A 12,813-nucleotide genomic window follows, 5' to 3' on the forward strand; every position below is an offset into this window, starting at 1 on the left:
CAAACAGGAAAGCCATCCCTCACGGGGTGGCTTTCTTGCGTTAACGCCCCGCCCACGAGCGGCCTCTCTCAGGTTGCGCCCGGGGTCGTGAGAACGCTGAGACCAACACCGATCCCCGCGAACATCTCACCACCCGCCCACAACATGAAGACGCCAGGCCACAGGCCTGCACGCTGGTCGTCCTATAGCTCCCGTCGGTCGAGTGTCTCCATTGGTCGACCAACAGTTGGGCACTCGGTGCGCGGCGGTGCTGTTTCAGTTAGCGGTCGGGAAAGCCGTGGGGGAGGCCGGTCAAGACCGGTGAGAGACGGGCCAGGCGCTCGCGCTCGAGGAGAAGAGCGGTGTACTCGCGGTCGCGGCGTACGGCGGCGACGCCGACGAGAAAGAACTCGGCCGGAGCGTCGGGGAGTGGGGAGACGAAGGGGGTGACCTCCGCGGCCAGGGTCTGGGCCAAGCGTTCGCGGGTGAGCGGCGTCAGGTGTGACGACTGGCGCAGGTACTGGGCGACGCGACGCGCCAGCCGGTCGGGCAGCCGGGCGATATCGACGGTCTGCGACCAGGGGACCAACGCCTCGGGCAGTGGGCGCGGAACTTCTTTATTGCGCTGCACACGTTCGTGCTGGCTGTACGTGCCGGCCAGCAGATCGCCCAGGCGCTTTGAGCGGCCGTTGAGCAGTGCCGTGGTGGCAGCGAGTCCGCCGAGGGTCATGATGATCTCGAGCACGCCGGTGAGGCCCCGAATGAACGCGTGGCGCAGGGAGATCGCTCCTCCGTCGTCTCGCACAATGCGAGCTCCGATGGCGAGCTTGCCGAGGGATCGGCCGTGCGTGAGGGTCTCGACCAGTACCGGCACGATCAGCAGGGAGAAGACCAGGGCAGCAATCGAGAGCGCCTGGGTGAGCGCCGCATCGGTGGACTCAGCCAGGCCCAGAAAGAAAGCCAGGACAAAAAGCAGGTACAGGGCCACATAGGCCGCCGTGTCGATGATCGAGCCAGCGGCGCGCAGAATGACGCTGGCCGGTCGCACGTCGAGCGCGACCGCCTCGCCGGTGACGAGCTCGTCGTCGCGGCTCAGGTCGTCACTGTGACTGTCGGCACGATCGGTGGGGCGCGCGGTCTCCGTCATGTCTACTATTGAACCAGATGGATCTAGACGCATACACGGCCGCGCATCGCGCCGACTGGGATCGCCTGACCGAGCTCGGGGCCCGGCGGCATCTGACCGGTGCCCAGTCCGACGAGCTCATCGAGCGCTATCAGGCCGGCGCCACCCAGCTCTCCGCGATCAAGTCGACTGCTGGTTCGACTCTGGAAGGCGACCGGCTGTCGGTCGGCCTGTCCCGGGCCCGGCTGCGTTTCACCGGGGTGAGTGCCAATCTGTTGGCGCAGATTCCCCGCTTCTTCGTTGTCCAGCTGCCGGCGGCCCTGTACCGTCTGCGCTGGCTCACCCTCGCCGTCGCCGTGGTCACCTTCGTGGTCGCCGGGCTGTACGCGTTCTGGGCCTACAACGATCCGCGGGTGCTGGCCAATTTGGGAACGGATGCCCAACTCGCCCAGCTAGCCAACAAGGACTTCGTCGGCTACTACTCAGCGAACCCTGCGGCGTCGTTCACCGGGTTCGTCTGGACCAACAATGCCTGGATCGCCGCGCAGTGCATCGCTTTCGGCATCGTCGGCGTCTACGTGCCCTTCATCATTCTGCAGAACGCCATGGGCCTCGGCACCACCGCCGCGATTATGTTCGCCTACGACAAGGGCGACGTGTTCTTTCTCTACATCGCTCCGCACGGGCTGCTCGAGCTCACCGCGATCTTCTTCGCCGCGGCCGGCGGGTTGCTCATCTTCTGGGCCTGGATCGCGCCCGGCGCACGCACACGCGGGCAGGCACTCGCCGAAGACGGCCGAGCGCTGTTCACGGTGGCGATCGGCCTCGTCTTTGTGCTGCTGGTCTCGGGCATCATCGAGGGTTTTGTCACCCCGCAGCCCTGGCCGTGGCCGATCAAGATCGGCATCGGAGCTGTCGCGCTCGGCGCATTCCTGACCTACGTGATCGTGCTCGGCGGCCGTGCCACGCGCGCCGGTGAAACCGGCGACCTGAGCGAGTTCGAGGCCGGCAGCACCCGCATCTACGCTGCCTGACGGGCTGCCCGGCGCGCCGCCTGGGTCAGAGCCGGCCGGCAGCCTTCAACGCGATGTACCGGTCGGCCAGGGCTGGCGGTAGCTGCGCGGGGGAGGCGGTGACAACATCCGCTCCCAATTGACGGATGGCGGCCGACACGCGTGCCACGTCGAGCAGAGCCCGTTCCGCTGCTGCTGCGCGGTAGATCTCAGCGCGTCCGCCGCGGGTCGCTGCCGCCTCGACGGTGGCTGGGTCGAGCACGGAGGCCACGAGCACCGTGTGCCGTTTGGTGAGCTGTGGCAGCACCGAGAGCAGCCCCGTCGACGCGCCCGCGGCGTCGATCGACGTCAGTACCACGATGAGGGCGTGCTGGCTCGTGATGCCGCGCACCTGGCCGGGAACAGCCGCCCAGTCCATCTCGATGAGTTCCGGGTCGATGAGAGCCATGGAATCAACCATCTGCGAGAGCAACGCCGCGCCGCTGGCGCCCTGCACCCGGCCGCGCACCCGGCGATCAAAGGCGAGAAAGTCCACCCGGTCTCCCGCGACCGAGGTGAGGGCTGCGAGCAGCAGGGCGGCCTCAAATGCAGTGTCCAGCCGAGGTTCGTTGTTCACGCGCGCCGCGGCGGTGCGACCGGTGTCGAGCAGAATGACAACGCGACGATCCCGTTCCGGTCGCCAAGTGCGCACCATCACGTCGTTGCGCCGTGCAGTGGCCCGCCAGTCGATCGAGCGCACATCGTCACCGCGCACGTATTCGCGGAGCGAGTCGAACTCGGTGCCCTGCCCGCGCACCATCACGCTCGTGCGTCCGTCGAGCTCTTTGAGCCTCGCGATTCTCGAGGGGAGGTGTTTTCGGGCGTGAAACGGCGGCAGTACTCGAATGCGCCCGGGCGCATTCAGCGTCGCCTGGCGGTTCCACAGACCGAGCGGTCCGCGCGACCGCACCGTCACCTGTTCGACCCGTCGTTCTCCGCGACGAAACGGCGTGAGTGTGAGGGAGACGAGCCGCCGTTCCCCGCGCGGAATCACGACGCGGTTGCGATTGCGGCCGGCGCCCGCCGACGGTTGCCAGGCATCCCGCACGACGGCGACCAGACGCCGCCGCCCGGTGTTGGTCAGGTATAGCTCGCTCGTGACCGATTCGCCCAGCCGCACCCGGGCCGGCAGTATCCGCTGTACCGTCACGGCGCGCGGCGAGGCCGCGAGAGCAAGGTCGATGCCGCTGAGCACGAGCACCAGCAGCAGCCAGAGCGCGAGCACGCCGGCGGCCGCCACGAGGTCGGGCCCGAACAGCACGATGGGCACCACGCCGAGGGCGCAGAGAAGAACGAACCGTCCGGTGAGAGTCATCGCTAGATCGGAACCTGAACCTGCTGCAGAACGCCGCGCAGAATGGCATCCACCGAGACACCCTCGAGTTCAGCTTCGGGGCGCAGCTGCACGCGGTGCCGCCAGACCGGCAGCGCCATGGCCTGCACGTGATCGGGCGTGATTGAGTCATAGCCGCTCAGCCAGGCCCACGCCTTCGCGGCGGCGAGCAGCGCCGTCGTTCCGCGGGGACTGACACCAAGTTTGACCGAGGGACTCGTGCGCGTGGCGCGGGCCAGATCGACGATGTAGGCGAGCACGTCCGCGCTGGATCCGACGTGAGACACCGCAGCCTGGGCCGCCGCGAGTTCGGCCGCGCCGAGCACCGCGCTCACTCCGGCACCGGCGAGGTCGCGCGGATTGAATCCGGCCGCGTGACGTCGCAGCACCTCGATCTCATCGACCCGCTGTGGAACCTCGAGCACGAGCTTGAGCAGAAACCGGTCGAGCTGCGCCTCGGGCAGTGTGTAGGTGCCCTCGTATTCGATCGGGTTCATGGTCGCGGCCACGATGAAGGGCTCCGGCAGCTTCAGCGATTCGCCGTCGACGCTGACCTGCCGCTCCTCCATCGCTTCGAGCAGCGCAGACTGCGTCTTCGGCGGCGTGCGGTTGATCTCGTCGGCGAGCATGATGTTGGTGAACACCGGACCCTGACGAAAGTCAAACTCGCCCGCGCGAGCGTCGTAGATGAGCGACCCGGTCACATCGCCCGGCATCAGGTCGGGCGTGAACTGGATGCGCTTGGTGTCGAGGCTCAGCGCGTGGCTGAGCGTGCGCACGAGCAGGGTCTTGGCGACGCCCGGCACGCCCTCGAGCAGCACGTGGCCGCGGGCGAGTAGGGCGATGATCAGTCCGGTGACCGCGCCGTCCTGCCCGACGACCGCCTTGCCGACCTCGGTGCGCACCCGGTTGAGCGCAGCGCGCAGGGCGGCGGCATCCTCCGTGGGCACGGTGGCAATCACATCAGTGGGCGAGTCGGTGGGCGTGATGGGTGTTGCGGGAGTCGTCATGGGTCCATTCTTTCGGCTGGAGGGGATACAAATTCACGAGAAGCGGATGCCGACACCTCTGCAGCGGGCACCGCCCCGGCCCGCACGGCCCGGCCGGTCGCGTGCTCGAGGGCCTGTAAGGCGTCGGACAGTGCCATCAGCTGGGCGTCGGAGCGGGGGATCTCGTCGACCAGCACCCGGCGCACCCCCTCGGGCGCGCTGCCGGTGATCACGGCGACCGACCCGATGACGTCCTCCAGATGCGCGAGGCGCCCGAGGCCCACAGCCCGGGCGAGGCGTTGCACGGTCCCGATGCGCAGCGCGTCGAGCGCGCGCAGTCGTGCGTTGCTGCGCGCATAGAGACGGGCGCGACCCTCCATGGTCTCGCTCGCCTTCACCGTGACCGGCAGGTTCTCGGCCACGAGCGGTCCGAACCGCCGGCCGCGCCAGAAGGCGGCGGCGACAGCGACGAGTGCGAGCAACACGAGTGCGGGGCTGACCCAGCCGGGCGTTATTTCGGAGAGAGAGGGCGGCCCGGTGCGGGGAAGGTCGGCCAGGGTCGGCAAATACCAGATGAGCGAGTCGCTCGGCCCGAGCAGCCCGAGGGCGAGCGCCGCATTGCCATAACCGGTCACGTTCTCGTTGTTGAACACGCGGGCGTCGGGCACGAGGGAGACGATGGCGCCGGTCGTGTCGTGCTCCACCTGAACCAGCGAGAAGGTGTCGGTGCTGCTGGCAAAACAGCCGGTGACGAGCGGATGCTCAGCCGCCTCGGGAATCGAGAGGGTATTCCCACCCGGCAACAGTTCCTCGGCCCGGTTCGCGGCAGGTACTGCACAATTCGCCGTGAGCGACTCCGCGTCGGACACGCCGCCGAAGCCCACGGTCGGGGCCAGCGCCTGCAGGGACAGAAAATCGGGCGCGACGACCACGATGCGCGCGGCGAGGCCGGCCAGGTCGGTCAGCTGGTCGCCGTCGAGGTAGCCGTTCTCGTCATACAGGAAAACGGTCGAATCGTTGCCGACAGTGTCGCGCACCTCGGCCAGCGAGTTGGCCAGGGTCACCGTGACCCCCTGCTGTCGCAGCACCTCCACGAGCGCCATCGAACCGGCCGGCGCCGGATTGTCGCCAGCCAGTGCCCGGCCCGCCACGTTACTGCCACCAGACACGAGCACGGCGACTACCGCGACGGCCACGATACAGCCGAAGGCGATAACCCAGAATGAGGAGCGGCGCAGCACGGCGCGCAGGCTCGGCGTTGCCACGGTCGTGACGGGGGGCGCACCGACGCCGAAACCGCCGTAACCGCCGGAACCGCCGGAACCGCCGGCCGCACCGCCGGCGCGGGCAGCGGTGTCCGTTTGCGAACCAAATTGTGTTGCGCTCATGACCGGCCTGCCTCGGCCAGCGGGGCGAGCGTGACGGGAGAAGCCGCTCGGAGCTCGGCCTCGAGCGTTGCGAGGGCGCGGTAGTCGGGCTCTGTTGCGGCCTGCTCGAGGTAGCGTACCCGGTCAAAGGTGTGCGCCGCGAGGGCCAGGGCCGGACCCCTCGACGGAAAAGTGAGGCGGGCCCGCACGGCGAAATCGTGCGCGGTCGTGCCGGGCGTCACCGAGAGCACCGTGCGTTCGGCGAGGCCGCGCGCCAGGGCGCGAAAAATCTCCTCGCAGGCCAGGCTCCAGTCTCCGCGGCTGGCCGCCGAACCGGCCGCCGTGCGCATCTCGGCGCTACTGCGCTGGTCGATCGTGCCGAACAGGTCGCTCGCCGCCTGGCGTCGCCTGGCCAGTCTGGGAGCGCCGAACAGCAGCCAGCCCGCCACGAGGGCCGCGAGCACCAGAATGATCGCGACAGCCGGCAGCCAACCCTGCAGGCTGCCGTCGCCGCTGACGTTGAGTGAATTGATCCAGTCCAGAAAACCCTGCGACACCCGGTCGAACCACGTGGGTCGGGCCGCTTCGTAGGGAGCCTTGGAGAGTTCCTCGCGCAGCCACTGTCGGGCGCCGGGCGCGTCGGGAACCACGGGCACGTCACCCGGCACGGAGAACGTGATCCGGTCGACCCCTGATCCGAGCAGTGATCCGAGCTGCGCCAGGCCCAACGCGGTCATGCCGCCGAGTACCCCGTGCCGGAAGCGGCCGGCGCCAGATACGGGTCGGGCACGTCTGCACCCTGCGCGGCCGATTCGACGTAGCGGGCCAGTTCCAGATCGAGGCCCTCCTTGCGCATGCGCAGGTCGAGGTAAACCAGCGCGACGGCGGCCGATTGCACGACGGCTGCGACCGCCGCCACCGGGATGGCGATGATCAGGCTGACGACCACGCTGATAATCGACGACTGGTCAGCAAACGCGCCGGTCGGGTCCACCAGCACGGTACCCACGCCGAACAGTAGCGTGACCGGGGTCGTGACGATCTGGCTGATCACCTGCACAATCAGACCAACGAGCAGCAGCACGCCCAGGGTGCGCCAGAAATAGCCGCGCGTCAACGACCACGATCGCAGAACGGATGCCCGCACGCCCAGCTTCTCCAGCACGATCAGGCTCGGCACGGCACTGGTTTTGGTATACAGGAACGCGCTCGCCGCCGCGAGCAGCAGGCCGCCGAAGACGCCGACCAGAACGCCGGCCACGATGCCGGCGGCATCGCCGACGCTGACCAGCAGCACGACGATTGCGGCGATGACGGCCACGCCGAGAAGCAGTGCGACGGTCAGCAGCAGGGTCCACAGGGTGAGCGGCCAGAGGCGCGTCGCGGCCCTGCGCCACAGTGCGCCGAGCCGGAGTTTCTCGCCGAGGGTCGCGCGGGCTACTTCAACCACAATGACGGCCTGAAGAAGAGCGGAGGCGATGAGCGACAGCGCCACCGGAACGATCAGGGACAGCACGCCGGCCAGCACCGATCCGGCGGTGACAGCATCCCGCTGGTCGAGCGGGGCGCTGTCGATGCGGTCAATAGCCCAGAAAGTGACGAGACCGACGATAACAACGGTCACGAGCATGATCGCCGCCTGCACGATGAGACCGCTGCCGAAGGTTGCCTTCGGATTGCGGCGCAACACCTGGAACGATGCCCCGAGCAGCGTGCCGAACCCGATCGGCCGCAGCGGAATCAATCCCGGCTTCGGCGGAGGCGCCCAACCCCGGCCCGGATCAGCGCTCTGGTGCGGCGAGGTGGGCGTCGAGAACTCCCCGAAGCGTGGTGAAACGGGGGCGTCGGGGGCTTGCCAGGGGTCGGTCACGATTCCATGCTGGCACAGGTCGATCAAGAAATGCGCGTGCAGTCACTCTGTCAGCGCGCTCAGCTACTCTTATGCCAGACTTTGACCTACTTATCGGGCAATCTGCCCCGCGCACAATCAGAACACACGACAACTCTGTTCTGGAAAGAGACCCATGACCGCACGTATTTTGGTTATCGATGACGATACCGCCCTGTCCGAGATGATCGGTATTGTTTTGCAAGGTGAGGGCTTCAATCCGGGCTTCTGCGCGGACGGGTCGCTCGCCCTCGAAACGTTTCGCACCGAGAAGCCAGACTTGGTGCTGCTCGACCTCATGCTGCCCGGCCTGGACGGCATCGAGGTGTGCCGGCTGATCCGTTCCGAATCGGGGGTGCCGATCATCATGCTCACCGCCAAATCTGACACCACCGACGTGGTCAAGGGGCTTGAGTCCGGTGCCGACGACTACATGGTCAAGCCGTTCAACCCCAAGGAACTCGTCGCCCGCATCCGCACCCGGCTGCGGCCGCCCGCGGCGGATGGTGCGCTCGCCCTGCACATCGGCGACCTCGTGGTCAACGCTGTCGGTCACGAAGTCACCCGCGGAACGGCCGCGATCAATCTCACCCCGCTCGAGTTCGACCTGCTGCTGGCCCTCGCCTCAAAACCCCAGCAGGTCTTCACCCGCGAAATGCTGCTGGAACAGGTCTGGGGCTACCATTACAAGGCCGACACCCGGCTCGTGAACGTGCACGTGCAGCGGCTGCGCGCCAAGGTCGAGCACGATCCCGACAATCCCAAGATTGTCATGACGGTGCGCGGCGTCGGTTACCGTGCCGGCACGGTCAGCTAGAGAATCAGGACCGGCATGACCGCCAGGCGACACCGACAGAAACGGCTCAGGGCACCGTGCCGCCGCTGACCTATTGGAACAGACCGCGCAACTGGCCCAGACGGGTGCGCGCCTATTGGCGTTCCTCGCTGCAATTTCGCACGGTGACCATTTCGGTCGCCCTCTCCGGGCTGGCCATTCTCGTGGTGGGCGTGTACATGTCGGTCAGTATCGGCAACGACCTGTTTCAATCACGGCTCAGTCAGGTGCTGCTGGAGTCGGACCGCGCGGCGAGCGCCGCGCAGAGCCTGTTTGATTCTTCCGATGCCACCGACCGGGTGCAGGTGCAGAACCTACTCAGTTCTGCCCGCACCTCGATCTCCGCAGCCTCGTCGAGTCGGCTGGTCGCCGTGTTGCGGGTACCCGGCCAGGATCCGTCGACCGCCGTGCCCCTCGATTCGTCGACGTTCGGGCAATCCACCGGCGTGATCGGCACCGAACTGCGCACCGAGGTGCAGGCCCACAACGGTGATCAGTTCTGGCAGTCGGTCACCCTGACCGGCGACGACGCCACGACCATTCCCGGCATCGTGGTCGGTTCGCAGATCGCGGTTCCGGTGGCCGGCCGCTACGAGCTGTACATTGCGTACAGCCTGCAAGACGCCGAAGCAACGCTGCTCTTCGTGCAGCAGACCCTCGGTGTGGCCGGTGTCGCCCTCGTGCTCCTGATCGGCGCCGTGTCGTGGATCGTCGTGCGCTTCGTCGTGACGCCGCTGCGGGTGGCCGCCGAGACAAGCCAGAAGCTCGCCTCCGGCGACCTCGAAGTGCGCATTCCAGAGAAGGGCGAGGATGTCATCGCCACCCTTGCACGCTCGTTCAACGGCATGGCGGACAGCCTGCAGAGTCAGATTCGTGAACTCGCCGACCTGTCCGAGGTGCAACAACGCTTTGTGTCGGATGTTTCGCACGAGTTGCGCACGCCGCTCACGACCATCCGTTTGGCCGGTGATGTTCTGTACGACCAGCGGGCGAGTTTTCCGCCAGCGACCGGCCGCACCGCGGAACTGCTCCACACCCAGGTCGAGCGCTTTGAGCTGCTGCTCAGCGACCTGCTCGAAATCAGTCGCTACGACGCCGGGTCGGTCGAGCTGGAGAGCGAACCGACCAACCTGGTCTATCTCGCCGAAGACGCCATCGATAGCCTGCGCTCCCTCGCCGAAACCAAGGGCAGCGACCTGCGGCTGATGGCGCCGGGCGGACATCTGAACGCCGACGTCGATCCGCGGCGCATCCGCCGGGTGCTGCACAACCTCATCGGTAACGCCATCGAGCACGGTGAGGGCAAACCGGTCGTCGTGTCGGTCGACAGCGACGCGAACGCGGTCGCGCTCGCCGTGCGCGACTATGGGCTCGGCATGAGCCAAGCCGAGGTCGCGCACGTCTTCGACCGGTTCTGGCGGGCCGATCCGTCACGTCAGCGCACGATCGGCGGCACCGGACTCGGGCTGGCCATCGCCCGCGAAGACGCGAGCGTGCATAACGGCTGGCTGCAGGTCTGGTCGAGTCCCGGCGAAGGATCCTGCTTTCGACTGACCCTGCCGCGCACGACGGGAGGCCTGCTCGAATCGTCACCAATCCCGCTGCCGCCCGACGTCACCATGACCGCCCTCGGTGAGGCCGGGCATGGGCGCGGACTGGGCGGAGGCCAGCATGACTAGTCGCAGATCCCTCGGCCGCACCATGCGAGATGGCACCCGGCGCGTCATTTGGGCGCTGGTGATAGCAATCAGTCTCGCCATCGGCGTGGGCGGCTGCACCGGCATTCCGCGGGACGGTGCGGTGCACGCCGGCAACGACATCGCCCCCGACGACAATCCAGCCCCGGTCTTTCTCCCGGCGCTGCCGCAAAAGGATGCCTCGACGGATTCCATTCTGCGCGGCTTCATCGATGCCTCCTCAAGCCCCGAAAACAACTACGACATCGCCCGCCAATTCCTGGCCCCGGCGTTTCGGACCAGTTGGGATCCCACCGCGGGCGTCACCGTCGACAACGGCTTCGGGCGCACCCTGACGGTCATCGACGACGGCGCCACCCTCGTGGCCGTCACGCCGATCGCCGAAGTGGACCAGACCGGGGAATACCGCGAGGTCGACGCCAGCCCGGTGCCGTTGCGGTACGAATTTCAGCAGATCGGCGGCCAGTGGCGCATCAGCGCGGCCCCGAACGGCACCGTGATCGACGAAAACACCTTCAATGACGTGTTCAGCGCCCAGCCGGTCTACTTCTATGACCCGGGCTTCCGGTTTCTCGTTCCGGACCTGCGCTGGTTTCCGCGCGGGGCATCCGCTCCCACCAAACTTGTCAACGCCGTCTTGAACGGGCCGAGCGCCTGGTTGAACGGCGCGGTGGCCACCGCGTTCCCCGAGGGCTCCAAGCTCACCGCCGATGCCGTGCAGGTCGTCGGGCGCCAGGCCATGGTCGACCTGAACAGCGAGGCGCTCAACGCAGACCGGCAGACCCTGCAGCGCATGAAGGCGCAGCTGGCGGCAAGCCTGCCGACCGGCTTGACGGTCGATATCACCATCGACCAGAACTCCCTGGCGATCGATGATCTCCAGTCCGGGGCTCCCCTCATCGATCCGCGTGTGGACGCCCGGGCGCTCGTGCTGCTCGGTGGGGAGTTCGGTTTTCTCGCCGCGACCGGGCAGAGCGTCACGCCGCTCGACGGATTGTCCGACACCATCGCCCAGCTGGCCCCGACCGCAGTGACGCTCGCATCGGGCCAGCGATCGGCCGCTGTGCTCGGGAACGACGGCGTCTACCTCGTGCGGGCCGGCGGCAAACCGGAACGGCTTGATTCGCGGGCGGGGCTGCTTGCGCCGTCGATCGACAACGACCGCTTCGTCTGGTCGGTGCCGGCGAATGATCCGAGCGCCCTCGTCGTCTACAGCCCCGCGGGGGAGGCGACCGTGCTGCCCACGCCCTGGCCGGAGGCCACGTCGATCACTGCCCTGAAAATCTCCCGCGATGGCGCCCGACTGATCGCGCTGCTCGGCACCGGCTCCGAGACCCGGTTCGTCGTCGCCTCCATCACTCGCACGGGTGCAGCGCCGACCGGCATCGGCGCGCCGGTGCTGTTGGCGTCGGGTGGCGGGGTCGGCCTCGATGCGACCTGGATCGACGAATTGACCGTCGCGTCGCTCAGCGCCCTGCCGAGCGGCGAGGCACGCATCGTTGCGCAACATATCGGCGGAGTCAGCTCCATTCTGGAATCCCCCGCGAGCAGCCGGTTCATCGTCGGAAGCAACTCGGTGCGCGCCCTGCGCGCCCTCACCGACACCGGCAGCCTCGACGTGCAACGCGGCGCGGGCTGGCAAACCCGTATCGACGACGTGGCCCTGCTCGCCACCCAGCAGGGCCTGGGCGGCTAGACCGGCCCGTACGGGGTCGGCCTCGGCCCAGCACCGTGTGGACCGATCCAGCCTGCACGCGCCGCCCCCGGCGCCTCCTCCCCATACGGCAACAGATGAGCGTGTGCACCGCTTGCACGCTCTGGCAGCACACACCGCGGCATCCCGGTTCACACTGACCTCATGAGCCGATGGCTGCGCGATCGTCTGGCCGGCGCGGGCCGGGATGCCTGGGCGACCCTGCTGCCCACCGAGTGCAGCGGCTGCGGCGCCGTCGACCGCGCTCTGTGTGCGGCCTGCCGACGGGCGCTCGTGCCGGGTGTGCACCCGGTCACCCGCGACGACGCCGTGATCTGGTCGGCCCTCACCTACGCGGGGGTGGCCCGCCAGGTGATTGCCGCGTACAAGGACGGCGGGCGAACGGATGCCGGCGCCGTGCTCGCGGCCCCGCTTCGAACGGCCATCGTGGCCGCGCTCGCTGCCGCGCCCCGCAGCAGCGGCGCCAGCAACGGAATCCAGCTCGTCACCATTCCCTCGTCCGGCCGGGCCTGGCGCGCGCGTGGCTACCACCCGGTCGATGCCCTGCTGCACCGCGCCGGCCTGCACCCGTACCCGGCGCTCTCGCTGCGCGGGGAGGTCCTTGACCAGGTGGGACTTGGCCGGACGGCGCGTGCCACGAACAAAAAAAACAGCCTCGTCGCGAGACGACCGCTCGAGGGAACGCGGATGATCCTCGTCGATGACATCGTGACCACGGGCGCGACCCTGCTCGAGGCACGCCGCGCCGTGTTCGCCGCGGGCGGTACCGTCGTCGGCCTGGCCACACTGGCGGAAACACAACGTCTGCGCCCCCAGTAATCGCCCTCTTGACA

11 protein-coding genes are annotated in these 12,813 nt (G+C 68.0%); 5 read left to right on the forward strand and 6 right to left on the reverse strand.

Annotated features, from left to right (window positions below; translation table 11 throughout):
* Window positions 1-259 precede the first annotated feature (259 nt).
* The gene (locus tag LH475_RS09950; RefSeq protein ID WP_196843075.1) at window positions 260-1,126 is read right to left on the reverse strand and encodes an RDD family protein; all 867 of its coding nucleotides are present in this window, start codon (window positions 1,124-1,126) and stop codon (window positions 260-262) included.
* A gap of 17 nt (window positions 1,127-1,143) precedes the next feature.
* On the opposite strand from LH475_RS09950, the gene LH475_RS09955 reads away from it, so the two are divergent.
* The gene (locus LH475_RS09955; RefSeq protein WP_196843076.1) at window positions 1,144-2,139 is read left to right on the forward strand and encodes a stage II sporulation protein M; all 996 of its coding nucleotides are present in this window, start codon (window positions 1,144-1,146) and stop codon (window positions 2,137-2,139) included.
* Window positions 2,140-2,164: 25 nt separating this feature from the next.
* On the opposite strand, the gene LH475_RS09960 is transcribed toward LH475_RS09955, so the two are convergent.
* From LH475_RS09960 to LH475_RS09980, 5 genes are read right to left on the reverse strand one after another with little or no spacing between them, the layout of a single operon-like run.
* Window positions 2,165-3,472, reverse strand: coding sequence for a DUF58 domain-containing protein (locus tag LH475_RS09960; protein WP_196843077.1), 1,308 nt, complete (start codon window positions 3,470-3,472; stop codon window positions 2,165-2,167).
* A gap of 2 nt (window positions 3,473-3,474) precedes the next feature.
* Window positions 3,475-4,500: a MoxR family ATPase gene (locus tag LH475_RS09965; protein ID WP_196843078.1), complete on the reverse strand. Its 1,026-nt coding sequence runs from the start codon at window positions 4,498-4,500 to the stop codon at window positions 3,475-3,477.
* On the reverse strand, window positions 4,497-5,867 hold the full coding sequence (locus tag LH475_RS09970) for a DUF4350 domain-containing protein (protein ID WP_297413756.1): 1,371 nt from the start codon (window positions 5,865-5,867) through the stop codon (window positions 4,497-4,499). The genes LH475_RS09965 and LH475_RS09970 overlap by 4 nt, the downstream gene beginning before the upstream one ends.
* On the reverse strand, window positions 5,864-6,583 hold the full coding sequence (locus LH475_RS09975) for a DUF4129 domain-containing protein (protein WP_196843080.1): 720 nt from the start codon (window positions 6,581-6,583) through the stop codon (window positions 5,864-5,866). The genes LH475_RS09970 and LH475_RS09975 overlap by 4 nt, the downstream gene beginning before the upstream one ends.
* Window positions 6,580-7,716: a hypothetical protein gene (locus LH475_RS09980; protein ID WP_196843081.1), complete on the reverse strand. Its 1,137-nt coding sequence runs from the start codon at window positions 7,714-7,716 to the stop codon at window positions 6,580-6,582. Before LH475_RS09980 ends, LH475_RS09975 begins: the two co-directional genes overlap by 4 nt.
* A 154-nt stretch (window positions 7,717-7,870) precedes the next feature.
* Between LH475_RS09980 and mtrA the strand changes: the two genes are divergently transcribed.
* The 4 genes from mtrA to LH475_RS10000 all read left to right on the forward strand — a co-directional run bounded on the left by mtrA (window position 7,871) and on the right by LH475_RS10000 (window position 12,799).
* Window positions 7,871-8,551: an MtrAB system response regulator MtrA gene (gene mtrA, locus LH475_RS09985; protein ID WP_196843082.1), complete on the forward strand. Its 681-nt coding sequence runs from the start codon at window positions 7,871-7,873 to the stop codon at window positions 8,549-8,551.
* Window positions 8,552-8,655: 104 nt separating this feature from the next.
* On the forward strand, window positions 8,656-10,248 hold the full coding sequence (gene mtrB, locus LH475_RS09990; RefSeq protein ID WP_334353625.1) for an MtrAB system histidine kinase MtrB: 1,593 nt from the start codon (window positions 8,656-8,658) through the stop codon (window positions 10,246-10,248).
* Entirely contained in the window at window positions 10,241-11,962 is a 1,722-nt protein-coding gene (locus LH475_RS09995) for an LpqB family beta-propeller domain-containing protein (RefSeq protein ID WP_196843084.1), read from the forward strand. The genes mtrB and LH475_RS09995 overlap by 8 nt, the downstream gene beginning before the upstream one ends.
* A 162-nt stretch (window positions 11,963-12,124) precedes the next feature.
* A complete protein-coding gene (locus LH475_RS10000; RefSeq protein WP_196843085.1) occupies window positions 12,125-12,799 on the forward strand; it encodes a phosphoribosyltransferase family protein in 675 nt (224 codons plus the stop codon).
* Window positions 12,800-12,813 lie beyond the last annotated feature (14 nt).

The organism is Cryobacterium sp., from assembly GCF_026786305.1.
In the GTDB taxonomy this organism is placed as follows: Bacteria; Actinomycetota; Actinomycetes; order Actinomycetales; family Microbacteriaceae; genus Cryobacterium.